This window comes from Mucilaginibacter sp. GW821-FHT07G05 (assembly GCF_059418565.1).
The window spans coordinates 729,808-753,850 of the sequence record NZ_JBWKQC010000002.1; the positions used below are offsets into that span (position 1 = coordinate 729,808).

Here is a 24,043-nt window from a genome sequence, read left to right on the forward strand (position 1 = left end):
AACCACTGAATCTATCAAAGGCTGCGACATATTCATACTGTTTGAGGTTGAATTTCGCCAACCCTCATTGGATTTTTGAAGCGTGTAGTGAGTTCCGTACATTGTAATCTTAACCTCATTCGGCTTTTGATCTATAATATAAAAATAAAAAATACGGGTTTCCAGCTGCGCGGAAAATCTGTCATTGTTCATGGTGGTGCAAAGATATAATTGCTACATTAAAATATTCTATTGTTTATAAATGGGAGGTTGATATCAAGTGAATGGATTTTAAAGAGAATAAAAATGAATTTTATTTATTGATTAAACTCATAGAATTATACAGGCCGTTATCCGGTTAGTTAAGTGCATTTAAGTCAGCTTTATCTTATTGAAAGCAAACTGTGAAAATTCTACTTTTCCTTCACTTATTAATAAATATAGCTTACGCCCAGGATACTGTAACCATCCGGCACGCGCGTTACATAACCACATTTGATAGGGAATTACAATATCCACTCTTAGTGCGCTGGAATGTTGAACAGCGCGACATCAGTTGCAAAAACCATATTGACAGAACCGGCAATTTTAAAGCAGACGATGTTATCGATGATGAGCAATTGCTTGATTCACTCTATCAAAAGATATGGACTAATTATGACCGTGGGCACAATATGAATGCTAATGATAACCGCTGTAACATTACCCAGATGCAGGAAAGTTTTTATTATTCTAATATTGCACCGCAAACTATACAGCTAAACAGGGGGTCATGGAAATGCCTCGAATTGCAAACACGTAAGTTGGCACTGAAATACGGTAGAGTGGAAGTATGGTGCGGCAGTTATGGGAAAGCCGATAGTATCGGTGTATTAAAAATCCCTGCGTTTTGTTGGAAGATAGTTAAATGTAATGGCAACTTAACAGCCTACGTATTTCCGAACGCTTCATGGGTTAAAGGGCATAATTACAAAAGAGTTCATATCCGATGTCAATGAAATTAGAAGGCAGTCAAAACTTCAACTAATTCTAACTGATTGAACTTATAGGAAGTAGTAACTATAATTTCCTGTTTAAAGAATAAAGAAAGCCAACATCATAGCGCCCATTACCACCGCATTTATTATCACTTTAATCGTCAGGTTTTTAAATGGAATTAACGTGATCAGAAATCCAATCCCTAATACGTAAGGAGGAAACGGATAGGGTTTGTGAAAAACAATGGGTAAAAAAATAAATACAGCTGTAATTATTACTGTAGAAAGAATAAGCGTAATGGTTTTTCTATCCATATTTTTTAAGTATATAAGTATTAAGATAATTCATGTTTGCACAGTCAAACGACCCGCTGAATTATAAGGCGAAGATAACCATCAGGATTTTATAGTAACTATTTAAAAGGCTGCTGTTGATTTGTTTTTGGAACTGTGGGCGTTAATAATGATTGAAGATTAACATTCAAAAAATCAGCAATGAAAAATAATCTTTTTATAGAAGGTTGCGCCGAATTGGTACACCAGCTAGACACAGTTTCTTCCGCAACTCCCAAATGAGCAGCTAACTGTTGGTTGTTTTTGTCTGTTTATGCTAGTACTGATTTAATACGGTTGTACAGGGTTTTACCTTTTCTAGTCATTTATTTTTTTGAAGACATTTCTTCATATAGCGACCAAACTTTCTTTAATTCAGCTCTAAGTTCGAGAATGACATCATCTTTCTCTTTGATTATCCGTTCATATAATTGCCCTTCAATTTCAGATTTATGGTGGATCGTTATTGAACTATTGTTAAACCCGACATCGTTATTTTTAATTTCATTGATATAGACATTGTCTTCAGCATTTATAAGGTCTTCTACGGTAGTCTCTAATAATTCAGCAATTTCCTTTAAACGATCAATATCCAGTTTAGTAACTCCATTCTCAATTTTTTGCCAAGTTTTTAGATGCATGTGCATTTTATCAGCAATGTCCTGCTGAGTGTATCCCAATCTTGTTCTAATGATTTTGATCTTATTGTGTATAGCGCCCATAGAAGTATATAAATAGTATCCTTTTTAGTTTTTAAAGATATAAAAAGTAGGTTTTGCTTTACAGTTTTTAACTGTAAATTTAGAATATTCGATAATTTCGAATTTGAAAAATATTATTCCATTAACACAAACGATATATTATAGTAAAAAACAAATAGATTTGTAGTCTTAAATATAAGACTTCTCAACGAGCCTCGCTGGCGAATCTGGTAAATTTCACGCGACGGTAAGTAGAGCTCCATACCCTATTTATGATAGGGCTGGTGCTCGCTTATGATAATGTGTGAAACTCTTTTCGAAAGAAAAAAGTAGGCCCTACCAGAGCCTGCCAACATTAGAATTTGCGGGTTACCGGCCCTATTGTCATTATCAAAAGCCTGTTCCTTGCATAAATGAGGCTCATTATTAAAGCAAAATAATGAGTAAGACCTTAATCTCCTTTCAGCAAAAAACATCTCACAAAGCAATCTTGGATTTGTGTTCGAATGATTCGCTTCCCCTTATTAGTGATGTTCATGAAAAACTATGGGATGTCTTCCGCCTCGCCGTTAAGGGAGGTTTGGAAGATAAAGGGACGGCTTATGTACAAGAAGTTGCCCTGCTTTTTGATCAGTTAATTAGCCTGGTGGCCGCGGCCAATGCATTGCACCAGGAAAGCAGGGCTGAGTCGGAAGAAGAACCATCTTTACCCGGCAATCATTTAACCGGGCAGGAGGGTAGGGTACATGACTAATTACCCTGTACATACCTGGCTGCTGCTGATCTCCCCGCCCGAGTGAATCTTCATCTGGCTTTTTAGCCTGTGGTATTAGGTAAGCACCCGCTTGTCGTTTAAGGCCACTCATCTTCCATTTTTTTATTGGTTATTTAACACATCAAAATGAAGCAATATTTCAGCTTCCTGCTACTGCTTTGCCTTTTTTTCGGGGCCGCGGCGCAGGATAAGCCCATCCCAAATAAAACAAAATCAACTGCCGCGCTCGAAATCGGCAAAGGAGGCCTGCAAATCGGCGACCAGGTTCCTAACGTCATCATCACCGGGTTATCCGGCTTGCGGGTCAATAACAAGCAGGTGAGTAAGCTGCCTTTATCGCATTTTCGCAGCAAACTACTGATCATCAGTTTCTGGGCCACCTGGTGCGCCCCCTGCCGTGCCATGATGCCGGTGGAAGATTCATTGCAGAAGGTTTTCGGTGATCGAATAACGATCCTGCCGGTCACTTACCAGCCCGAAGCTGTGGCTGCTCCCGTATTGTCTGCCATGCGCAAAGTGCATGATTTTAAGCTGCCGGGTGTTACAGGCGATACCATACTGCGCCGCCTTTTCCCGCACCGCGCGCTGCCGCATTATGTATGGATCGACGCTAAAGGCATTGTCCGCGCCATTACCGAGGAAAAGGAGGTGACTGCGGAGAACATCCGCGCCATGCTTTCCGGTACCGGGACACTCGCACAAAAGAAAGATATCGTACAGCCTTATGACGGTACACTGCCGCTGTTAGCAGGCAGTAACGGCGGGGATGGCACCGGCCTCAAATACCATGCGCTGCTGAATAGTTACATTCCCGGACTCGAGGCCGGTATGACCGTCACCAAATTCGACAGTAGCAGCGGCCAGCGCTTTAATGTGCGTAATGTTCCCTTTGTCTGGGTCTGCCGTCTGGCCTTCGCCGATAAGGGGCGCTGGTTCCAGGATTCCCGCATCGCTGTCCTGTCCAAAGACTCCATGCGACTGAACTCCCGCCTGAGTGGACAGGCCTACATGGACTGGCTGGCACAGGGCAACGGATGGTGTTATGAACTGTTGGTGCCGCCCGGCTTGTCTTTACAAGCCTTTTCGCTGATTCAGGCCGACCTCAAACGGTTGTTCCCGGCGTATGAGGTCACCGTAGAAACCCGCAAGACGAAATGTCTTGCCCTTGTCCGCACTTCCGGCACCGATAAACTGGCGACCAAAGGCGGGGAGGTGCTGGTGGATATTGATCCTTACAAGGCCCGGCTGCGCAATAGCACCCTCGCGCAGCTGATGAAAAGGCTGGATCACCAGTATTTGCAGAACTCGCTTTTGCCGGTGGTCGACCAAACCGGCTATACCGGGCGGGTAGACCTGTCGGTCGATGGCCACTTATCCGATGTGCCTACGTTAAACAAGGCTTTGGCCGTCTATGACCTCGCTTTTGAGGAAAAAGAAGCCGCGGTCGAAATGCTCGTCATCCGTGACGCGCAGCAACCCTGATGTTTAATTATTGATTACCCCAACAAATCCTAAGCTATTCCTTATGAAATATTATATCATCGTCATCTTACTCCTGATTGGCCGGTACTGCTTTTCGCAGGAGGCCGGCAAATACACCGTTAATGGTAAGGTATTGGATGCCGGTCAGGCCTTGCCCGGCGCTTCAGTCTCCATTACCGGCACTTCTTATCGTTCTGTAACCGGCAATTCCGGCCAGTTTACTTTCAGCCTGCCGGCAGGCAGCTATGAACTGAAGGTCGCCTATGTGGGTTATAACGCCATTGAACAACGCATCACAGTGCCCATAAGTGATTCCCTGGTCATTTCGCTGCGGGTAGCCACGGCTGAACTGGAAGGTATGGTGGTTTCCACGGGTTACCAGCAAATCCCCAAGGAGCGCGTAACAGGGTCATTCGTGCAGGTGGATCGTAGCCTGGTCAACCGCAGCGTATCTACGGATATCGTAGACCGCTTGCGTGACGTCGTGCCGGGGCTGAGCTTTAATTCGGTGGGTACCCGCATCAGTATCCGCGGGCAAAGCACCATCAAATCCAATGCCGATCCCCTGATCGTGGTGGACGGTTTTCCTTACAACGAACCCATTGAAAACCTGAACCCTAACGACGTGGAATCCATCAGTATCCTCAAAGACGCGGCAGCGGCATCCATCTGGGGCGCCAAAGCCGGTAACGGGGTGATCGTCATCACCACCCGCCGGGGATTAAATAACAAACCCATGCAGGTGAGCTTCAACGCGAACGTTACAGTCGGAAAGCGTCCCGACCTGTACTTCCAACCAAGGATGAGCACCTCTGATTACATCGATATTGAAAAGCGGTTGTTCAGCGAAGACTATTATACCGGTTTGGAAAACGCGGGTAACCACCCACCGCTTTCGCCGGTAGTAGAACTCCTGATCGATGCCCGTGAAGGTAAGATCAGCCAGTCCGAAGCCGACCGTCAGATCGACGCCCTGCGCGGGCAGGATATCCGTCAGGATGTTTCACATTACCTGTACCGCACTGCCGTCAAACAGCAGTATGCCCTCAGCCTGGACGGCGGTTCCCTGCACCAGCGCTATTATTATTCCCTGGGGTATGACAGGAATCTCGACAACCTGCAGGGTAACGTTTTTAACCGTTTGACCCTGAACGGTAACAATAACTGGACGATGCTTGACCGTAAGCTGGAGTTCAGTTTAGGACTGAACCTGGTGCATACGCTGACAGACCAGAACAACCCCGGCATCCTGCTGTGGAATCGTGGGCAGGCCATTTATCCTTATGCCGCATTAGCTGACCAGAACGGGAACGCGCTCGCGTTAACGCGTGATCACCGCTTGGGGTTCATCGATGAAGCGATGGGGCAGGGCTTGCTCGACTGGCGCTACCGTCCGCTAGACGAACTCCGGCTGGCAGACAACCGCAACCGCCTGAACAGCCAGCGGATCAACGCTGCCCTCAAATATCGCCTGCCGCTGGGCCTGCAGGCGCAGGTGCTTTACCAGTATGACCGCAGCCAGTTAGCCGGCCGGAACCTGCAGTCCGCGGAAAGTTATGCCGCGCGGGATATGATCAACCGGTTCACGCAGGTCAATGAAGATGACGGCACAATGGTCAGGCCGGTGCCTCTGGGTGGCCTACTCGACCTGTCGAACAGCACCACGATCAGTCATGACGGACGGGCGCAGTTAAGTTATGACGGCGATTTAGGTGCGAAACACAGCCTGAACGCGCTGACCGGATACGAGATCCGTACCCAGAACGTGCTGGCCGACGCTTACCGTCTCTATGGCTATGACGCGGAACATGCGACTTCATTGCCAGTGGACGGCCGTTCACTATTCCCGCGTTTCGACGACCCATTCCAGGAAAACGCGATCCCGCTGAATACGGAAGAAACCGACTTGACCGATCGTTACCGTTCCTGGTATGCCAATGCTGCCTATACATATGATGGAAGGCTGACCATATCGGGAAGTGCCCGCATAGACCAGTCCAACGTGTTCGGGGTGAAGACCAATCAAAAAGGTGTACCGCTCTGGTCGGCCGGCGCTGCCTGGCAGCTCAGCCGTGAAAGTTTTTACCATATCGGCTGGCTGTCCGAACTGAAACTGCGGGCTACCTACGGTTTTAACGGGAACAGCAATAAAAGCCTTTCCGCTTACACTACGGCTTTGTATTATGACGGGAGTGATTCCCAGATCCAGCAACCTTACGCGGATATCCTGAACCCGCCGAATCCCCTGCTGCGCTGGGAAAAGATCAGGCATATCAACCTCGGGCTTGACTTCGCCGCCTTTGCCCACCGGGTATCCGGCACGCTGGAGTTTTATCTGAAGCGCGGGACGGACCTGATCGGCAGGACAACTTACCCGCCCTCATCCGGCGTGAGCGTTTTTACCGGTAATACGGCACAGACAAGCGGACATGGTTTTGACCTTGACCTGCAGACGCGCAACCTGGCCGGTGTTTTCAGCTGGACCAGCAACGTGATCGTCAGTCGTATTTCTGAGAAGGTGACGCAATATGAACAGGCTTCCCTGTCGCAGGATTACCTGTTTGGCGGTGCCACAGGCAGCTATCCGTTTACCGGCAAACCGCTTTTCGCGGTTTACAGTTATGCCTCCGCCGGGCTGGATCCGGAAACGGGCGACCCGAGAGGTTATCTGAACGGGGAGGTGAGTAAGGATTATACCGCGATGTCGGCAGCGGCAACCCCGGAGAACCTGGTATATCACGGTTCGTCCCGCCCGACCTGGTTCGGCGCATTCCGTAATACCATCAGTTATAAAAGCTGGAGCTTGTCGGCCAATATCAGTTACCGTTTCGGTTATTATTTCCGGCGACCATCGATCCGTTACAGCAACAACTACGGCCTCGCCGGTCAACAAGGTGATTATTCCCTGCGCTGGCAGAATTCGGGTGATGAGACACATACCGTGGTGCCGTCTATTCCCGCCGCAGCGAGTGCCGCCCGCGATGACTTTTATACCTATTCCTCGGCGTTGGTGGAAAAAGGGGATCATATCCGCCTGCAGGACCTGACCGCATCTTATACTTTCGCGCAGGGTAAATTTACCTTCCTGCCCAAAGGCAGTTTACAGGTTTACATATATGCCGCCAACCTGGGTATCCTCTGGCGCGCCAATAAAAACCACATCGATCCGGACTTTTTACAAACTTATCCCGCCCCGAGGACCATCGCAGGCGGTATCCGCTTAAACTTTTAATCATTGAAGATGAAAAAGAATAAACTTATACAATACCTCCTGTTCTTCCTGATTGCCGCCGTACTGGGCACAGGCTGCGGTAAGGATTTTTTAGAAAAGAAACCCAGCAAGGCTTTACTGGTTCCCGCTACCCCGGCTGATTTCCTGGCGCTCCTTGATAACATACAGGTATTTAATTACTCGCCTGCATTAACATCACTCGCAGACGGCGACCTGGTCGTGTCCGATGCGGGTTTTAACGGCTACGGGGAGGATTACGAGCGCACCTCTTATACCTGGGCGAAGGAGATCTTTACCGGTTCACCTGCACTGGACTGGAGCAGGCCGTATCAGCAAGTGTTTTACGCAAATATCGTACTCGACGGACTTAACGAACTGAAGCCGGGAACCTTTGCCGCTACAGAGCTGAATGTGATTAAAGGAACCGCGTTGTTCTACCGTGCCTATGCTTTTTTCAACCTGGCGCAGCAGTTCGCGTTACCTTACCGCCAGGAGACGGCGGATGCCGATCCCGGCATTCCATTACCGCTCAGCAGCCCGGTCGACCGGCAATTGCCAAGAGCGAGCCTGGCAGTTACTTATGACAGGATACTGACCGACCTGCGCGAAGCCCGGCGCTTATTACCGTCGACGGCGGCTTATAAGAGCCGGCCTGTTACGGCCGCTGCTTTCGGCATGCTGGCACGCGTCAACCTCGCCATGGAAAACTACGAAGCCGCCGGACGTTACGCGGATTCCTGCCTGCGGCTCCGCTCCGCACTGATCGATTATAATACGCTGAACCCGGCAGCTAACCGGCCGTTCCCGTCGGCTTTACCCAACGGGAATGATGAAGTGATCTGGTACGCGGTAGATAACAGTTATTCTTTCGCGACTTCTGCTTCGCCTACGGTTGCAGATCCGGCCTTTTATAATTCTTTCGATCAGGACGACCTTCGAAAAGGGTTGTTTTTTCGCCCGCTTGGCGACGAAACCTTCCGTTTCAAAGGAAGTTACACCGGGAATATCTATAATTTTTCGGGGCTGGCTGCCGATGAGATCTGGCTGATCCGGGCGGAATGCCGGGCAAGGGCAGGGGAGACCGCCGAAGCCTTAAGTGATCTGAATACATTACTGGAAAAACGCTGGCTTGCGGGAAAATTCAAGCCGGTTACCGCAGCCGATGCGGAAGCCGCATTAAGAAAAATACTGGAGGAAAGACGGAAGGAGCTATTCCGGCGGGGGCAACGCTGGTCCGATCTCCGGCGGCTTAACCGCGATGAACGTTTCAAAGTCACCCTGACGAGAACCATAGCCGAACAGACCTACACATTGCTGCCGGAAAGCAAACGCTATGTGTACCCCATCCCGCCTGAAGAGATCCGGCTGAACAATATCCCGCAAAATGAGCGCTGAGGGAAGATACCACGAAGCCGCAGGCCGGGTAGACCTGCGGCGTTCGGCCGGGAATGAATACGGGGAATCAGTTAGCGAAAGTACCGTTCACAATAGTGATCGGATCAGCAGTGCCCGGGTGGGTATCACCCGCCTGGTTGTTCGGGTTCACATCCGAATCGTAGGTCGCGGTACATACACCTGAGCTGCCGGTACAGCTGTAGGTAGACGGGCTTGCCGTAGTGACGTCCACATACAATCCGGTGCTGCGGTCAAGGCCCCATTTTTTAACCGCGAAGTGGTTAGCATTACCTGCATAGGCGCTGCCGATCCCCAGGATCGCAGCGGCAAGGGCGAAACGAATACTTAATTTTTTCATGGTACTGAACGCTTTTTTGCGAAAAAACGAACCAAAAACTTTTGCATGATGTGCCTACTCTGTTCAAGGTTTTCGGCTTTCCCTTTATCTGTCGGTCAGTTAACAGTCGGTAAAGAATGGCTCGGAGTAGCTGAAAAACGCCACCCCGCGATACTCAGGACAAGAAAGAAAAGATTTAAAAAGAAATGTTGTGTCCAGTTAAGCCGGCCGATCACCCCGCCGCAGGAACAGGGCACCCTGTCCCAGGCGCCGGCAAGTACCAGGAGAATGTAGCCTGTAAATACGGCGAGCGTGACCATGGATAGTAATAGCCCAATACGTTGGGTTCGCGGGTGCAACAATAACGCGGCGATCAGCAGCTCCGCCGGGATAAGCGTGTACAGCAGCAGGTCAGCCAGCCAACCAGGAATATTTTGGTTATGTAGTTGCCAGCTGAATTCACTGAAGGTGAATAGTTTGCTTGCTGCTGCGTACGTGAATAACAGGACGAGCAGGGCAGGAGCAAATGATTTAATAATTGTGCGCATGGTCGTTTTTTTAACAAAGGAAGCGGCCTCGGCAATAGTAAAACAGTGGGAGATGGGTAGTATACCCTTTGAAAATTATGATGGACAGTGAATTTGAATTTTTTCCGGAGGTCTTTGTAAGGGCACCATTTTATAGTTTTAGCGGTTATGACCTGGACCGTTTACCGGAAATATTACAGGATAAGTATTTTTTAAACGCCTTATGGCTCGCCAGCCCTGAATTCTACGGGGTGCTGGAAACCAAAAAGTTCAAGTTTGAAGTTCTTACGGCCAGGGAAATATATTCGGTGGCTAAATATTATAACCGCATGAGTTTCCGCCCTACACCGTTCGGGGCGTTTGCTTCGTTTTCAACGGTATCCTGGAGCAACGACCAGGTGCTGCGCCTGGGCAATGACCACTCGACCATAGTGCACTTACAGCCTGACCAGGCCTGGCTTGCTGCCATAAAACAGGACCACCCTTTACAGGAAGAACAAACCCTACTAAGATTAAATTCAACTGTTTACCGGGTAGGAAAGCATTTTCGGTATTACGTGGCCACTACGGATGAAAAGGGGAAATATCAATACGCTATTGACGGGATTGCCGCGGAGAAGTTTTATGTTGACCTGGTGCAGTTGCTAAGTAAAGGAACTGTTAAGGCTCCCGATTTACTGCTCTGGATCTCCGGTTTCCTTGGTGGTGACACCGAGGAAGCGCGTGATTATCTCCGTTTTTTGATCTCTTCGCAGCTCTGTTATACGAACGGGCTCAGTCAGATGATTGAAACGGACACTCCACTCCATAATGATAGCCTTAAAAATACAGGTATACATACATTGATCACCAACGTCCGTCAATCATGGAAGGACGGTCTCCTTTTAAAAGATCAATTGGCTCCTGATTTTACCGACATCCCATTTGCATTAAATTCGGGAAAGTCCATGTTCTATACCGCACTGCAACGACCAGTTCATAACAGCGGCGCAAATGCGGTGGACCAGGCAGTGATCAGGAGAGCACTCGCCTATTTAAAAGCACTGTCATTTCCTTCAGTCAATAGCAGCCTGGTCCGTTATAAAAAGGCATTTGAAAAGAAATATGGCAACAGGAAGGTCCCGCTTCTGGAAGCGCTGGACCCGGATACCGGCATTTTATACGAAGCAAGGACATCCGGCGGTGTAGGTGAGGCTATGTTGAATGGTATCCAGTTTCCGGTCAGCAAGTCGCCAGGGAAACAACTCGATTGGTCTCCTGTACATCGGCTCCTGTTAGCCGCGTGGCATCAAACCGGACGGCCAGACCGGTCGCCCATTTCTATCCGGGAAGAGGATATAATAGAAATAGCCAACAGGGATCCGATCCCGGTTTTGCCAAATAGCCTTTCAGTGATGTACCGGAAGACCGCTGAATACCTGATTATCGAACAAGCAGGGGGCGTAAGCGCTAATACCCTGGTTGGAAGATTTTCCTTGTTTGATGACGCAACCTGGCAATTATGCAGGAAGATCGCTGCTCTTGAACAGGAGGCCAATCCTAATGTGATTTTCGCTGACATTGATCAGTTGTCTCACACCCACGTCGATAATATCAACCGGAGGCGGATGATCTATCAGTATATTATCCCGCTAAATGTTTATCCAAGGCAGGATGGGTACTCACTGATTAAACCTGAAGAACTGCTGGTGTCCGTAAATAACGGGGAATTAACATTGGAGTCTATTAAAGAAAAAAAACGAGTGGTCCCGAGACTGGCAACGGCTTTTAACTACCGGCACAATGACATGCCGTTGTTCAGGTTTTTATGTGATCTGCAATACCAGGGCTTACAGGCCAGCTTAAACTTTGATCCGGAATATTATTTCCCGGGTCTGGATTATTATCCCAGGGTAATGGTCGGAGATATTATTCTCAGCCTGGCCAAATGGTTAATTTCATCTGACAAAGTGCAGGCTTCAGTATTCAAGGATGATCGACCAGTCATAGATAAGATCAGGTCATTCAGGAAAAATTATAAACTACCGCGCCGTGTTTCCCTGGGCGACACCGACCAGCAATTAGTATTCGACCTCGCCAATCCCTCTGAAACCGAATTCTTTATGCAATGTATTAACGGATTAAAGCAGTTTAAACTTACGGAATATCTACTGCCAGATCGTTCCGTCAAGAACGGTCATGATCCCTACGCTGCCCAATTCATCGTTTTTTTGAACCATAAACAAAAAATTTATAAAGAAACTACAATGGTGAATTCGCAAAAACAGTTACCTGTTGCGCGAAGCTTTTTACCCGGCAGCGAATGGCTGTATATCAAATTGTTTTGCACTCCCGAAATGGCTGATGAGTTGTTAAAGATTATCATTCACCCTTTGATTAAAAAATTTGCGGCGCAACTGGAACGCTGGTTTTTTATTCGGTACAATGAAGATGGTCACCATATCCGGCTGCGCTTAAAAGGTAGCAATGATGTTTTGGCCAAGCTACTGTCTGCCATTCAACGCAGGCTCATCAGGTATCATTTAGGGAGCGTACTTCATCAATTTGAGGTAACCATTTATGACAGGGAAGTAGAAAGATACGGTGCAGATTTCATAGAGAAAGCGGAATCCATTTTTTATGAAGGCAGCCGTTTGGCATTATGGCATCTTTCACAACGTGGCGGCCATGGATTGACGCTATTCAATTTTGGCGTATTAACGGCATGGAAAATGATCATGGCGGCATACGATAAGAATTTTGATCATTGCCTTCAGTTTGCAGCGATAATGCGGGATAGTTTTCTCCTGGAATTTAAAGCTGATAAGAAAATGCGGATTAGCCTGGATAAAAAATATAGGACGCTTAAAACGGACCTAACGTCTATGCTGGAAGGCGTTGTTACCGGCGGCAGGAACGATGTTTTGGTGAAGAAATTGAATTTGTTTGCCAGGGAGATGCAGGGGTTTGGGACTACCCGGTCATATAGATCCCCCGAAAAAAATGAACAACTATTAGGTGACCTGGTGCATATGCAATTGAACCGGACATTTAATGAACTGCCCAGGCAGCAGGAATTGCTGGTTTACTATTGCCTGTACGAGTACTGGTTATCGGTGAAGGCCAGATCCTATAAGTAGGTGATGCGTCCGTCCCGGTTAATAGGCTGTTGGGATCATTTAGATTCAGGAAGAATATGCCCGACCATTTTGTCCTTGAAAGGTTGCCGGTAAGCACGACCGACCGGGATCCTGATTTTATCGTCAATCCAGACCTGTCCGGGTTCAATAACCCTGATACTACGATGATGGACGATATAGGAGTGGTGAATCCTGGAGAATTCCGCCCAGGGCAACCTTTCGAGGATTTCCGCCATGGACAGGTAGGTGATCAACTTTTGTCCGGTCGTGAAGATCTCTATGTAATTGGATGCGGCCTGTATGTACAAGATGTCGGGGATGTTGATTCTAACAAGTTTTCCCTTGATGCCGCTTTTGACGAATAAAAAATCCGGCGAAGTGTTTTGCACCTCAGGTACGTTCTTTCTCATTCGAATGTTTTGTACGCAGGCAAGGAACCTATCGTAGCTGATCGGCTTCAGTAAATAATCGGCTGCGTGTTTTTCGAACGCCTCCACCGCGTATTCGCGGAATGCAGTCGTAATCACTATTTCGATTCTTTGGGGAATCATTCCCGCTAGGGTCAGGCCTGACATTTGTGGCATATCCACATCCAGGAACAATATGTCAGTTGGGCTAATTGTGCTAATTTCTTCAAGCGCAAATACAGGATTGGTGGATGAGCCTGCAAGCTTAAGGCCGGGCGTATTGAGAATGTAGTCGCTCAGCACGTTGATGGCGTGATGCTCATCATCTATAACATAACATGAAAGGCTCATAAATTGATCGATAAACGAGTGATAAAATGGGTTTCTGATTCGTCGACCTTCAATTTATAATTGCCTGGGTAAGTGTTATCGAGCCGAATCTGGATATTAGAAAGCCCGATTTGCTTTCGGGGAGGTTCGTTACTTTTTTGTTTTTTAAGATTTTTCGCGTAGTAAGTCAGCACACCCTCACTGAAACCGATCGATATCCGTGCTGGTTGCTCGCTATCCTGCAGATGACCATGCTTGAATACGTTCTCCGTCAGCGTCAGCAAAACCAGCGGAATGAGGCGAAGTCCGATGAAATCGCCATGAAAATTACAGATGATAAATTGTTGCTGAAAACGATACCGGTTGATCTCGACGAGGTTTTCTATTTGCTCCAGTTCATCCTCAACGAATATTTTTCCGTCATCGTTATTGCTATCCAGGCTGAAGCGGAGGATATCTGCCAGCAGAAGGGCACAATTGCCAGCTTGCTCGGAAACCTTGTAAACGGAGCTGTGTATAAAACTTAATGCATTAAATAGCATGTGGGGGCTAATTTGCTGTTGTAAATAGGCGTTTTCGGCAACAGCGAGACGGTTTTGCAGTTCCATCTGGCGGTTTTGCGTTTCCAGCCTAAGGCGTTCCAATTGTTCGGCTTTCTTCATGACCGCGTTCCTATTCATTCCGAGCCAGTAAAAAAAGGCGAGCACGGCAAAATAACTAAGACGGATGAGGCTTAAAATAAGTGTCGTGCGGTTAGTGGTAATATTCTTCAAAGAGAAACCACCGCCTTTAAGTAGAGCATCCAGCATGTATTTTAAGAAAAATGCGATTAAAACCAAGACGATAAAGTGGAATATTTTCGTTATCCCGGAGAGTAGATTGAGTTTGAAGCTTTCAAAGATATAGTGTGCCAAAAGATAAAAGAAGGTGATGTTGATCAGGTAATATAGCACATAATTGAGGATCGGTTCTAATTTTCCTGTTGCATATTTAAGTAAACCTAACTCATAAGAGGCAAATAGCAACCAGCAGAATGCATGTTTTAGCAGGATGGACAAGCGGGGAGCTTGCCAAAAGGATGAGTTAAATATTATTGACGTCGGCATAGGTAAAAAGGTCGATGGTATAAAAAAAGCCTTGTTCTTAAAAATCAATTTTAATTTAACTAAAAAATAACAAATATGAAAGCACTAACAAAAAAACCATTAAAACAAGCTATGTCCATTTTTTCACCCTTTAAAAGCGTAAGTGGCGTACATCCAGTCGCTATGGAAACTGATCCTACCAATACAGTGACGGTAACATTAACCACCACTACACATTTTCATGCGAAATAAATTGTGATGTTCTGTGAAGACCTTTACCAGTTGGAAGAAGCTTTTGCGCTGCTCGTTAAGCCTGAGAAAAACCGGGGGAATTCTGACCCTGTTCAGTCAATGGCCAGTGCAGCCAGTAGTATGTTTCGTTCATGGGAAAGGTCTTTGCTTTCCAATGTATCTGAACAAAGTCTTCGGCGTTATTTTACCTTACACCTGGAACGGGTCGCTTACCTGCTACAAGAATTAGATCCTTTCAATAAAAAAGATGGAATCAATTTAATACACGAGGTTCGCTACTCAGAGGCATCTAGAATTCTTTTATTTATTATCGATGAGCTGCTGCAACGATACCATTGGTATTTAAAAAGTCAGATTCAGGCTCCCAATATATGGCAGGAAAAGTGGATTGGCAGCCATACTGATCTATTGGATAATGTAATAAACGGCGAGTTCAGAACACGTGCCGGTACATACCTTTCGGATATCCTATACGTTTATTGCTCCGATTTACTGAACTCACCCATAAGTCAGCACAATCTATTCCATTCTTTTATTTACACCCAAAATCTTTTACTGGAGTTACAAAGCCTGCATACTTCAGGCAGGTTGAATCCAGAATCTCTTGCTGAAAAATTGTTATGCCTGGATTTTAACTATCTTCCCTATGCCGTTAATTTGCAGGATCAGATGCTCCATAGGACTGGAGAATTAAAAGACAAAACAAAACAGTTGGCTTACTTTGAACAGCAAAAAAGACTGATCAGCTTACATAAGAGTACGGATGGTATGAAATGCCAAACGCGGTGGCCATCATTGTCGGTTATGGTGGGTGGCTGGCTGGACGAACAGATCAATAAGCTCGAATCGAAATTATTTCAGGAGGAAGTCAGTCTGCCTATTGCAGGAAAGAAAGTTTTGTTGCAATTACCGGTTGCTCAGATCGCTTTTTTCGCCAGGCTTTTTGTTGACGGGAAACTCCTCAACGGGCTTTCGCTTACAGAATTGTTTGACTTTATTTCAAAAAACTTCAGTTCCAAGAAGCAGTCAGTCATTTCGCCCGGAAGTTTAAGCAAAGAATACTATAGCCCTGAACAGGTGACCGCAGGACGCGTTCGAGGTTTCCTATTAGATATGGTTGCCTATATCAACCGCCATTTTTTTCCACTGCTGGCTGCAGGTATTGTATTAAACCATTTCTGATCAGGTACCCGCTCAGTTCGTGCAGCCAGGTATAACTGAATGACGGATTTGCCAGTAATTTTTCCTCTCCCGATTCAATTATTTCTCTTAGTGTACTATAGCCCATTACTGCGCACTGCTGTTTAAACCCGGCATTAAAGTCAAGTGAAATGATCTTGCCGTCAAGATGCTCATCATTTTTCATTTGCTAACGATTGAATAAGTAAATATACCAAATCAACAGTAAATATACATATAAGTAGACTACATATATGTAGTCTACTTATAATTGGTTTTAGACGCCTGTTTTTTTCAGTTATTTTACCATATGACTGGCAGTTTTAAAGGCCCGAAAGATGAAAAGCTCTCCAAAGAAATAGTAAAACGACTTGGTGAAAGAATAAAACAGATCCGTATTCAATTGGGGTATGAAACTGCTGAAGCATTTGCCAATGCCCATGATATTCACCGTTCACAATACAGTAAATTTGAGCAGGGGCAGAATTTGACCTTTGTTACCATCGGCTTACTTATATCAAAGATGGGTGTTAAATACAGGGATTTTTTTGAGGAGGGGTTTGATAACTGACAGTATCTGGAAGAGCTTTTTTAATAAAGACTTGCCTGATATGCAACCCTTTAGTTCTTTATATTATAAGAATCGTTAATACGATAATGCAATAAAAGGAAGCCGGGTTGGTTTCCTTTTATAGTATTAAGCCAGGTGGCAATTCGATATGCATAAAGTATATCTTCCCATTTAGAAAGTCGTCAAGCAACAATAGAAAACGTTGCGTAATCCTTAATTTTCGGCCGCTTCCTTTGTTGGTTCCATATAAGGCAATGAGTAACGCTCGCTATGAAAGATCATCTGGTACCATTCCCAAAAGCGCCATGGTTTGATAGTGAAATTTCTGTACAGATTATTATCTCCCTGATCCTTTTCTGGATGTTTGCAAAGGAAAAAACCATAACTTCTTTGGCATCCCCAGTAGGATTTTCCTTTACCGCCTTCCTCGCTATATGTAAAGGTTGCATCGATATTGCTGTAAGTATAGTTTTCTGTCAGAAAATAATTTATTGGTGGAAGATTAATTACTATAACGACGAGTATTAATATTACTAAAATTACTTTTTTCATGCTGCTTTATTACATGGTCCATTACTATTAGGCGTAGTGCCACCTTTTTTATTCACATTATTGGTATTTAGTTCCCGGATGCTTTTCCCGAGTCCGGCGGGGCACATGACCATTGGAGATCCGCCTGGGCCGCTCGGCCCTACAAAATTAAAAGAACTCGGCAAATCTATGCCCCCCTTCAAGCAGGCAATGTCCACAAAAGTTGTGCAGTTGAATTTCAGCATATCATAGGTAGATGGTGGGTTAGCGATGTAATTCATAATTTTCTTAAAACTAGCTGCATTGATTGTATAAGTGATACTTACATCAAAATTTAGATCGCCACCATTATTGACTATTTTACTGGATCCTCCAAAAGCCGCCCGAGTCGTACTAGGATAATAACCTAACACTTGCGTAACCGAGCTGCTACCGTTACTTTTAGTGAGCCCGATCGCTGTATGTCCCACGCTATTTGGGCCGATGTTGAATTCCGTCCCCGGGAATGGTTCCTGGACGTAGACCGTTACCTTCATGGTAGCGCCTGCATCAGCAATATTGTCAAAGCAATTCATGAGTTCATTTGGCTTTACTTTGGTCCCTTTTTCGCCTGGTAAATTCGAAGTAGGTGGAGGGGGTGTCGCAGGAGGGAGGTTTCCACCACCACCCCCGCCGGTGACCGGTCCTGATCCGAAACCGTCCGGTAGGGAAGGCGGGTTATCCTGCACGGTGGTATACGAGCATATCTTTTCAGAATAAATGACCAGTTCTCCTTCCGCGTTAGTATAGGATGATTGGTACCATGTACAGGTTTCGATCACACGAACCAGGTTAGTCGTCAGACTGTTGTTTTTAGTTCCCGTCGGTATCCTACGGATCTCACCGGTCGCTTTACCGTTAGCCAGCACGATACCCGAGATCAAATGGTAGTCCAGATCATATACAAATACGCGCCCAGTAAAATGGTCATGACCGGCTTGTTCACCTTTTTGTAAACTTAAGAGGTCAGGTACGATTTCAAAGATGTAGGCGCTGATTTCTCCGGAAGCTAACCGGTAGAAAGCTAATTTTCGATAACCCGCTCTATATCCGCTCATCTTCGCCTGCCCTTTTAACGGGATCAGCCAGTAATTGCCGGATGCTTTTTGATGACTACTCGCTTTAATCCATTCTGGATCCCATTTGCCGTGATCTATGGATGAAGTATTTCCGGACGACCGGATTTTCCTTTCAGCATTCTGGTACCACTGCTTTGCACTGTTCAGCGTCAGGGTATCGCCCTGACTCGAAGCTGTTGCTGGAACATCAACGGCATTTTCCTTCCGGCAGGCCGCGTTTACCAGCAGCAGCAATAAGGTGATATAGGTGATCTTTTTCATAGGCATGGTACAAAGTTGGATGGAAATCGAGTTTGCTTTTTTGACAAAAGTCAAAAAGTCACTTTTTCCCGCGCACGCGGCTTAAGGTTTCCTGGCTGATACCCAGGTAAGAAGCGATCTGCCCCAGCTGTGCTTTTTGCAGGATACCGGGATGTGTTTCCAACAGCCTTTCATACCTTTCTTTAGCGCTCAGTGTGCGCAGCAAAATATTCCTTTCCTCGGCAAGAATATAGTACTTCTCGGTCAGCTGGCGGCCATGGAAATTAAATTCGGGATGTTCTGCGTAAATCCCTTGCAGCTGCTGCCAGCTCATGGACAACAATTCACTGTCTTCCAGCAATTCTATGTATTCAGCCGCAGGCTTCTGAGTATAGAAGCTAAAAACGGAGATCATCAGGTCGCCTTTACCCATAAACCACGAAGTATACTCTTTGCCATCCGGTGTCAGGTAATAGGCACGGGCAAAACCGCTGTTGATAAAATAAATATGCTTACTTACCTGCCCGTCCTTCAGGAGGATGGTTTTTTTTCGGAAATATTCTTTTTTTACGCCTTCTGTTATGCGTTTTTGCAGGCGTTCATTTAAGGGAGAAATGAACGATAAGGTGTTGATCAGTAAATCAGTTTTCACGTGAAATTGTATAGGTTGAAAAATTTGACAATAGTCAACCCTTTCCGGTATTACAAGAATTTACTTTGTGTTAATCAAATAATGCTTATTAGTTAACGTTGGTTGATTCAAAACTGTTGCCTTCACCGACGAATGATTCGCTAGAAGCAAGTAAACTGGCATTTTTATGACAATTAGGATATGGTTTAGGCTGTTACACGAATTTGACGAGAGTGTATAAGTTTATTAATTATTTCGTCTAAGGCAATCTTTGATTTTACTTAAAATATGGAGGGCATACTATGATCAATGAGTGGAGCCGCAAGGTTTTTGAACAAATGTTAGGAGAGCTGGAAAAAAGGGGCGAACCGGCAAGCGGTTCACTAATAATGTTAACGGAACGGATCAACATTATCCGGCAGTATTTGGTGGAACTACGCACGTATCTCGGCAGCTATTCCTTTGAATCCATAAGTGAGGAAATTCTTTTTTTTAAAGAAACAAAGCCAATGTTTTACAGCAGGCATATTTTTGAAGTCATGCACGCGCGCTTCCTCAAATCGATGCCTATAGGAACGGATGAGCAGGTTGGCCGGTACCTGGAATCCGAACTTATACGTGTTAACCTGTATTTTGAACGTTATTCCTTTTATTATGATTACTATCGTTATGGTGGGGATGAACTGGACCAGGTATACTTCCTGCGTGGACCAAAGGCAGCAATGGTTTATCAATCAGAATTCCCTGAATTATACACAGACCTATCCACGGGGCTGGATTATCTTTTTGCGAAATTTAGAGCTTACGAACAATTGCGGGAGATAATTTTGGAACAGATTTCCAGTCCTGGCCGTACGAACCCCACTAAGCATGTTGAATTTAAGGGTATGTTGAAGTGGACCGGTGCCGTGGTTAATATCGTGGAACTGGCTTACGGCATCTGGCTGACCGGGCAGATCAATAACGGTAACGTAAGCCTGAACCAGATCGTCCGCTGGCTGGAGGAAAGTTTACAATTGAAAGTAGGAATCGTTCAGCGGCGTTTTACCGAAATTGAAAGTCGGAAACGAACCAGCCAAACCCAATTCATAGAACAAATGCGGAAGGCTATCCTAGAGAAAATACACCAAGACAGTGCCAGGTGAGCCCGTTGTGAATTTCTGCAAACAAGAAATTAGGTTGACCGTTTTATCTTAAACTTAAATTGCTATGGAAACTCAAACGCCTGATAAGGAAAACATCAACAAGGACATCGTACCTGATTTTATAGAGGAGAATAATGACGGAGATAGCCTGCATAAAGACAAAATAACCGCTCATGAGCAGGAAAGTTTTCCGGAACTTGGGCACCAAACGATAACCGGCAGTGCTACAGATAACAGTGACATGGAGACAGAGCCGGAAGATGATGGCGACCACAGCCTTATTGGTCCCGAAGACTAAGACTTAGCTATATGGGTTGTCGTGTTGTAATTTTTTAGTGGTATGCTTGGATTTAGCTATGGCTATTGGAAATGAAATAAATTTCTTTACGCCTGGCAGGATCAGTGCAAATACAAATATATAGTTAAATGCCTAATAATAAAGGTCAGTTACCATTCACTCCTTTTACATTCATGTGCCATGCGGTCAACCACCTATTATCTTTTGGAAAACGCTCATCGTGACATTATCGTTCACGGGCAAAGCGGGCTGCGCGTCAATGTGTTTAACCTGGAGACGGAGGGATTTGAACCTAAAAGAGGGGAGATCCATATTTTTGGTGACGATCATGGTGAATGGCTGGCCTTTGAAACGGATGGATGGACAGTAAAGGACATTGACCTGATCAGCGGGGCGGTGCTTTGGTATGCCCGGTTGCTTGATTACCCAGAAATGGAAGTCCGGACGATGGATCCCCGTCCAGCTCACCGCTTGAGGATCGTGATCCATTAGTCTTTAATGTTTATTTCAAGGCGCATATGGTGATAAATGTAGTGGCCCTTATTAATCTCGACATTGCGAGAAGAAAAAGTCCCTTGCGCCCGTGCCAAAAGACTTTTAACCTAACCTATCAAAACGGTAAGCAAGGTGCCTACCTATCATTTAAAGAGCAGTAATAAGGAAGAAATAGATATAATAAGTAAGATATGCTTAATTACTGACGACTTATACACGTCTTGGTGTTTATAAGCATTCATCTTGTTAATATATTGAAATCGATTTACAGACAGGGGCAATACGTTCCATAAATTGCAGCCATCTCACGTATAATGGTGACTTTTAAATTTGCGTTAACCGGATGTTAAAATAACAATACCTAAGTTTGCTATGCAATGTATCCAAAACTGCATTGCGTGATAAGGTTTAGGTTTAAATCCCCAGGCAGCGAGTGTTCTGGGGATTTTATTTTATAACTATTAAATGTGTATTACGTATAAGACACCATCGATATCGGAACAAATAATTTTGAAGTTTAAGGTTTAGGATGGTCTGCATTGGGGAGGGCATCCAGTTTTAAGTTTTTGTACAATAGTTCATAATTGTCCATAACAAAGAAATCTCCGGTCAGCGAGTGTACCGGAGGTTTTTACGACACTTTTTACAATAATACCCCGTTAATAGTTAAAATAACAAGTTTTAGCCGATCCGCAATTCAAAGGTGGTTTTCATAAAGCCACCTTTTTTATATTTTGGTCAATTGACTTTTATTTCAATGTATAAGCTTATGATTATCTTTATTTAAGCGGGTTTGCAACTTTCGGTTGTTTAACTTTTTGTTAATTTTTAAAAATATGAAAAAGACAATCTTGATGGCGTGCCTTTTAGCCGGGACCATAATCGCAGTATATGTACCTATGTCAAAAATAGATGAGCATCCAGACACTGATATCATATTGGGCAAAGGCATAAACCCACATTTCATATTGAAATAATCCTAGTTAATTCTAAAACGTGTGATGTAAATAAGTACTCCTGCGATGGTTGAAATTACCAATACTGCTGCCATATGTTTAAAGCTTGGTTTAATATACAAAACTAAATAAGGTTTGGTTTAGATAAATTTTATTAAAAATCAGGAACAGAACCAAATTACTTGCATCATTCATTTTGATACCCGCATTGTTCTATCAAGGAAGTGATTGTCTAATCCAGAATGAAAAACAAAATGGAGAATTTATTTACCCGTGTATTGAACCTGAAATTGATTTTTAGTATGTTGTCTGCAAATGACAGAGATTGAATATTTGAACCGTATAATGGTTTATTTAAAACAGGAATTACCGCCCGTATATTGGGATAGGATAGTTATCAATGAAGGGGGTATTAATTGTTGAATTGCCCGATGATGTTTCTTTTAATGATACTTATAATGTCCTACATCCTTTAATATTAAGTAATGTCCAAAGAGTAAGGAACAGGGAATATGATTTGAACTTTAGTGTTTGTAGTCCTAACCAGCTGAGGGACTTTAAAATATATTAGTAGTGCAGTCACAAGAACAAATTTATCAAAAGATGGTTACCACTTTGATTTTGTTTATGAAGTTTTTTACTACAAATATATTAGCTGTATTACTTTCAATTTCTACAATTGCGATAGGTTACAGTGTGTTAATCGCTCTTTCCCAATTGTTTTTTATCTATGTCTCTATGTGGGGATGCTTTTTTATAGCACCATTAATTTATTTTGGCTGCTTTGCCCTGACACGATTTAGTGTTTTTAATGTGCCCTTAAAAATCTTCAAGTCAGATTCACTCGCACCAGGTCTTATAATAGTTACCTGCATGATGTTCTTCGGCGTATTCAATTTATTGATTTACGAAGAAATGAATGTTTATGAAATACCTAATTGGCATTTCATAATGATATTCGTAGCATTGATTTACGGAAGTTTATTGCAATTAGCTAAATCTCAATTGCTAATCAATTTACTTGATTAGGATAGTATTAGCTGCTCTTTTTTTCTGTTCACAAATAACTCCACTCAGCGTACCGCTACGCCGAGTGGAATCTGTTATAAGTTACGTCCTGCCCGTTGACAGGCATAGACAAAGTTTAAAAATCTACTTTTAAAAATCAAATTAGCCGTGCTTAATAGGTAAAAAAATAATCCCCGAAGCACTCGCTGTTCAGGGATTATATCGGCATCTTACCACAGAATAACCGATTGACGAAACAAATATGTGGGTTATCCACAGCTTGTTAATTAAACTTTAGGTTTAACATACTTCACCTGAAATTGTTGGCTCTATCCGTCTAGAAATTATGGATTTATAACTTCTATCATGAATACCATATTTTAATATCATTTTTAATTCCTAAAGATAACTCAACCTAAATATTATATCTTATTTTAATAAAGCAATAATCGACCTTATCTTATGAATTCTGAAATTGAAAAATTACAAGATTTATTAATCGGCACTTGGGAATACCAGCCTGATAGGTTCATAACATTTCCAAAAATTACAAGATTTATTAATCGGCACTTGGGAATACCAGCCTGATAGGTTCATAACATTTCCAAGTTATCAAAATAGTGATCAAGAGTTCGGGCATTTATTTTCCATCAAAGAGGATTTTTTTGACATACTAATATTTATACCGTCCATTGGTATCAATAGCGGTAAACTTGTATCCTATAATTACAGTTCCGTCACCATATTAAATACAACAACATCGGTGACTTATCAAGGATCATCCAAAGCTCCAGGATGTTTTTTCTTGTTTTTTAACAATTGATATGTTTTTAGTTACATGAGTGAAGAATACAGGTTAAACGGTAAACCATATGATCCAAACTTGACAAAGTTGAATTTTTAAATAATGCGGAAAGGTAAAGTATCGCTTTGATAATCT

23 protein-coding genes and 1 pseudogene are annotated in these 24,043 nt (G+C 44.3%); 13 read left to right on the top strand and 11 right to left on the bottom strand.

Annotation, left to right across the window (positions count from 1 at the left end):
• The first annotated feature begins 383 nt into the window (after positions 1–383).
• Entirely contained in the window at positions 384–977 is a 594-nt protein-coding gene (locus AC07NA_RS07570) for a DNA/RNA non-specific endonuclease (protein WP_494897019.1), read from the top strand.
• A 75-nt stretch (positions 978–1,052) separates the two neighbouring features.
• Here AC07NA_RS07570 and AC07NA_RS07575 read toward each other — a convergent pair whose 3' ends face one another.
• From AC07NA_RS07575 to AC07NA_RS07585, 3 genes and pseudogenes are all read right to left on the bottom strand, one after another.
• Positions 1,053–1,271: a hypothetical protein gene (locus AC07NA_RS07575; protein ID WP_494897021.1), complete on the bottom strand. Its 219-nt coding sequence runs from the start codon at positions 1,269–1,271 to the stop codon at positions 1,053–1,055.
• Positions 1,272–1,369: 98 nt separating this feature from the next.
• Positions 1,370–1,543, bottom strand: a pseudogene (locus AC07NA_RS07580) (helix-turn-helix transcriptional regulator); the annotation flags it as partial.
• 72 nt (positions 1,544–1,615) lie between these two features.
• On the bottom strand, positions 1,616–2,011 hold the full coding sequence (locus AC07NA_RS07585) for a helix-turn-helix domain-containing protein (protein ID WP_494897023.1): 396 nt from the start codon (positions 2,009–2,011) through the stop codon (positions 1,616–1,618).
• 418 nt (positions 2,012–2,429) lie between these two features.
• On the opposite strand from AC07NA_RS07585, the gene AC07NA_RS07590 reads away from it, so the two are divergent.
• The 4 genes from AC07NA_RS07590 to AC07NA_RS07605 all read left to right on the top strand — a co-directional run bounded on the left by AC07NA_RS07590 (position 2,430) and on the right by AC07NA_RS07605 (position 8,874).
• Positions 2,430–2,744: a hypothetical protein gene (locus AC07NA_RS07590; RefSeq protein WP_494897025.1), complete on the top strand. Its 315-nt coding sequence runs from the start codon at positions 2,430–2,432 to the stop codon at positions 2,742–2,744.
• A gap of 147 nt (positions 2,745–2,891) precedes the next feature.
• The gene (locus tag AC07NA_RS07595; protein ID WP_494897027.1) at positions 2,892–4,247 is read left to right on the top strand and encodes a TlpA family protein disulfide reductase; all 1,356 of its coding nucleotides are present in this window, start codon (positions 2,892–2,894) and stop codon (positions 4,245–4,247) included.
• A gap of 43 nt (positions 4,248–4,290) precedes the next feature.
• Complete coding sequence (locus AC07NA_RS07600) at positions 4,291–7,479, top strand: SusC/RagA family TonB-linked outer membrane protein (RefSeq protein ID WP_494897029.1); 3,189 nt, start codon at positions 4,291–4,293, stop codon at positions 7,477–7,479.
• A gap of 9 nt (positions 7,480–7,488) precedes the next feature.
• On the top strand, positions 7,489–8,874 hold the full coding sequence (locus tag AC07NA_RS07605) for a RagB/SusD family nutrient uptake outer membrane protein (RefSeq protein WP_494897030.1): 1,386 nt from the start codon (positions 7,489–7,491) through the stop codon (positions 8,872–8,874).
• Positions 8,875–8,941: 67 nt separating this feature from the next.
• Here the strand turns inward: AC07NA_RS07605 and AC07NA_RS07610 are convergent, their stop codons facing one another.
• Together AC07NA_RS07610 and AC07NA_RS07615 are read right to left on the bottom strand one after the other, a co-directional pair.
• Positions 8,942–9,232 (bottom strand): hypothetical protein, encoded by a 291-nt coding sequence (locus AC07NA_RS07610; RefSeq protein WP_345211810.1) that lies wholly within the window; start codon positions 9,230–9,232, stop codon positions 8,942–8,944.
• 95 nt (positions 9,233–9,327) lie between these two features.
• On the bottom strand, positions 9,328–9,759 hold the full coding sequence (locus AC07NA_RS07615; RefSeq protein WP_494897031.1) for a MauE/DoxX family redox-associated membrane protein: 432 nt from the start codon (positions 9,757–9,759) through the stop codon (positions 9,328–9,330).
• Positions 9,760–9,836: 77 nt separating this feature from the next.
• On the opposite strand from AC07NA_RS07615, the gene AC07NA_RS07620 reads away from it, so the two are divergent.
• Positions 9,837–12,857, top strand: coding sequence for a lantibiotic dehydratase (locus AC07NA_RS07620; protein ID WP_494897032.1), 3,021 nt, complete (start codon positions 9,837–9,839; stop codon positions 12,855–12,857).
• Positions 12,858–12,892: 35 nt separating this feature from the next.
• On the opposite strand, the gene AC07NA_RS07625 is transcribed toward AC07NA_RS07620, so the two are convergent.
• Both AC07NA_RS07625 and AC07NA_RS07630 read right to left on the bottom strand, forming a co-directional pair.
• The gene (locus tag AC07NA_RS07625) at positions 12,893–13,615 is read right to left on the bottom strand and encodes a LytR/AlgR family response regulator transcription factor (RefSeq protein WP_494897034.1); all 723 of its coding nucleotides are present in this window, start codon (positions 13,613–13,615) and stop codon (positions 12,893–12,895) included.
• Complete coding sequence (locus tag AC07NA_RS07630; protein WP_494897035.1) at positions 13,612–14,700, bottom strand: sensor histidine kinase; 1,089 nt, start codon at positions 14,698–14,700, stop codon at positions 13,612–13,614. The genes AC07NA_RS07625 and AC07NA_RS07630 overlap by 4 nt, the downstream gene beginning before the upstream one ends.
• A 75-nt stretch (positions 14,701–14,775) precedes the next feature.
• Here AC07NA_RS07630 and AC07NA_RS07635 point away from each other — a divergent pair, with 75 nt between their 5' ends.
• Both AC07NA_RS07635 and AC07NA_RS07640 read left to right on the top strand, forming a co-directional pair.
• Complete coding sequence (locus AC07NA_RS07635) at positions 14,776–14,931, top strand: hypothetical protein (protein WP_494897036.1); 156 nt, start codon at positions 14,776–14,778, stop codon at positions 14,929–14,931.
• Positions 14,932–14,961: 30 nt separating this feature from the next.
• Positions 14,962–16,113 carry a hypothetical protein gene (locus AC07NA_RS07640; protein ID WP_494897038.1) on the top strand — a complete coding sequence of 384 codons (1,152 nt, stop codon included), beginning with the start codon at positions 14,962–14,964 and terminating at the stop codon, positions 16,111–16,113.
• Here AC07NA_RS07640 and AC07NA_RS07645 read toward each other — a convergent pair.
• Positions 16,058–16,297, bottom strand: coding sequence for a hypothetical protein (locus AC07NA_RS07645; protein ID WP_494897040.1), 240 nt, complete (start codon positions 16,295–16,297; stop codon positions 16,058–16,060). The genes AC07NA_RS07640 and AC07NA_RS07645 overlap by 56 nt on opposite strands.
• 123 nt (positions 16,298–16,420) lie before the next feature.
• On the opposite strand from AC07NA_RS07645, the gene AC07NA_RS07650 reads away from it, so the two are divergent.
• Positions 16,421–16,681 carry a helix-turn-helix domain-containing protein gene (locus tag AC07NA_RS07650; RefSeq protein ID WP_345211818.1) on the top strand — a complete coding sequence of 87 codons (261 nt, stop codon included), beginning with the start codon at positions 16,421–16,423 and terminating at the stop codon, positions 16,679–16,681.
• 213 nt (positions 16,682–16,894) lie between these two features.
• Here the strand turns inward: AC07NA_RS07650 and AC07NA_RS07655 are convergent, their stop codons facing one another.
• Genes AC07NA_RS07655 through AC07NA_RS07665 form a run of 3 tightly spaced genes read right to left on the bottom strand, consistent with a single transcriptional unit; the run spans position 16,895 to position 19,222 of the window.
• The gene (locus AC07NA_RS07655; RefSeq protein WP_494897041.1) at positions 16,895–17,233 is read right to left on the bottom strand and encodes a hypothetical protein; all 339 of its coding nucleotides are present in this window, start codon (positions 17,231–17,233) and stop codon (positions 16,895–16,897) included.
• Entirely contained in the window at positions 17,230–18,591 is a 1,362-nt protein-coding gene (locus tag AC07NA_RS07660) for a hypothetical protein (protein WP_494897043.1), read from the bottom strand. The genes AC07NA_RS07655 and AC07NA_RS07660 overlap by 4 nt, the downstream gene beginning before the upstream one ends.
• Positions 18,592–18,649: 58 nt before the next feature.
• Positions 18,650–19,222: a Crp/Fnr family transcriptional regulator gene (locus AC07NA_RS07665; protein WP_345211821.1), complete on the bottom strand. Its 573-nt coding sequence runs from the start codon at positions 19,220–19,222 to the stop codon at positions 18,650–18,652.
• 281 nt (positions 19,223–19,503) lie between these two features.
• Here AC07NA_RS07665 and AC07NA_RS07670 point away from each other — a divergent pair, with 281 nt between their 5' ends.
• From AC07NA_RS07670 to AC07NA_RS07685, 4 genes are all read left to right on the top strand, one after another.
• Entirely contained in the window at positions 19,504–20,346 is an 843-nt protein-coding gene (locus AC07NA_RS07670; protein ID WP_494897044.1) for an RteC domain-containing protein, read from the top strand.
• Positions 20,347–20,410: 64 nt separating this feature from the next.
• On the top strand, positions 20,411–20,644 hold the full coding sequence (locus AC07NA_RS07675) for a hypothetical protein (RefSeq protein ID WP_494897045.1): 234 nt from the start codon (positions 20,411–20,413) through the stop codon (positions 20,642–20,644).
• Between the two features lie 180 nt (positions 20,645–20,824).
• Positions 20,825–21,136: a hypothetical protein gene (locus tag AC07NA_RS07680; RefSeq protein ID WP_345211824.1), complete on the top strand. Its 312-nt coding sequence runs from the start codon at positions 20,825–20,827 to the stop codon at positions 21,134–21,136.
• A gap of 1,532 nt (positions 21,137–22,668) precedes the next feature.
• Positions 22,669–23,124 (top strand): hypothetical protein, encoded by a 456-nt coding sequence (locus AC07NA_RS07685; RefSeq protein WP_494897046.1) that lies wholly within the window; start codon positions 22,669–22,671, stop codon positions 23,122–23,124.
• Positions 23,125–24,043: the final 919 nt, after the last annotated feature.

Excerpts from the sequence above, each read along its gene's own strand:
- AC07NA_RS07615 (WP_494897031.1), bottom strand. The coding sequence starts at position 9,759 with ATGCGCACAATTATTAAATCATTTGCTCCTGCCCTGCTCGTCCTGTTA.
- AC07NA_RS07625 (WP_494897034.1), bottom strand. The coding sequence starts at position 13,615 with ATGAGCCTTTCATGTTATGTTATAGATGATGAGCATCACGCCATCAAC.
- AC07NA_RS07610 (WP_345211810.1), bottom strand. The coding sequence starts at position 9,232 with ATGAAAAAATTAAGTATTCGTTTCGCCCTTGCCGCTGCGATCCTGGGG.
- AC07NA_RS07650 (WP_345211818.1), top strand. The coding sequence starts at position 16,421 with ATGACTGGCAGTTTTAAAGGCCCGAAAGATGAAAAGCTCTCCAAAGAA.
- AC07NA_RS07630 (WP_494897035.1), bottom strand. The coding sequence starts at position 14,700 with ATGCCGACGTCAATAATATTTAACTCATCCTTTTGGCAAGCTCCCCGC.
- AC07NA_RS07575 (WP_494897021.1), bottom strand. The coding sequence starts at position 1,271 with ATGGATAGAAAAACCATTACGCTTATTCTTTCTACAGTAATAATTACA.
- AC07NA_RS07670 (WP_494897044.1), top strand. The coding sequence starts at position 19,504 with ATGATCAATGAGTGGAGCCGCAAGGTTTTTGAACAAATGTTAGGAGAG.
- AC07NA_RS07645 (WP_494897040.1), bottom strand. The coding sequence starts at position 16,297 with ATGAAAAATGATGAGCATCTTGACGGCAAGATCATTTCACTTGACTTT.
- AC07NA_RS07595 (WP_494897027.1), top strand. The coding sequence starts at position 2,892 with ATGAAGCAATATTTCAGCTTCCTGCTACTGCTTTGCCTTTTTTTCGGG.
- AC07NA_RS07675 (WP_494897045.1), top strand. The coding sequence starts at position 20,411 with ATGGAAACTCAAACGCCTGATAAGGAAAACATCAACAAGGACATCGTA.
- AC07NA_RS07585 (WP_494897023.1), bottom strand. The coding sequence starts at position 2,011 with ATGGGCGCTATACACAATAAGATCAAAATCATTAGAACAAGATTGGGA.
- AC07NA_RS07680 (WP_345211824.1), top strand. The coding sequence starts at position 20,825 with ATGCGGTCAACCACCTATTATCTTTTGGAAAACGCTCATCGTGACATT.
- AC07NA_RS07660 (WP_494897043.1), bottom strand. The coding sequence starts at position 18,591 with ATGAAAAAGATCACCTATATCACCTTATTGCTGCTGCTGGTAAACGCG.
- AC07NA_RS07605 (WP_494897030.1), top strand. The coding sequence starts at position 7,489 with ATGAAAAAGAATAAACTTATACAATACCTCCTGTTCTTCCTGATTGCC.
- AC07NA_RS07590 (WP_494897025.1), top strand. The coding sequence starts at position 2,430 with ATGAGTAAGACCTTAATCTCCTTTCAGCAAAAAACATCTCACAAAGCA.
- AC07NA_RS07620 (WP_494897032.1), top strand. The coding sequence starts at position 9,837 with ATGATGGACAGTGAATTTGAATTTTTTCCGGAGGTCTTTGTAAGGGCA.
- AC07NA_RS07600 (WP_494897029.1), top strand. The coding sequence starts at position 4,291 with ATGAAATATTATATCATCGTCATCTTACTCCTGATTGGCCGGTACTGC.
- AC07NA_RS07655 (WP_494897041.1), bottom strand. The coding sequence starts at position 17,233 with ATGAAAAAAGTAATTTTAGTAATATTAATACTCGTCGTTATAGTAATT.
- AC07NA_RS07635 (WP_494897036.1), top strand. The coding sequence starts at position 14,776 with ATGAAAGCACTAACAAAAAAACCATTAAAACAAGCTATGTCCATTTTT.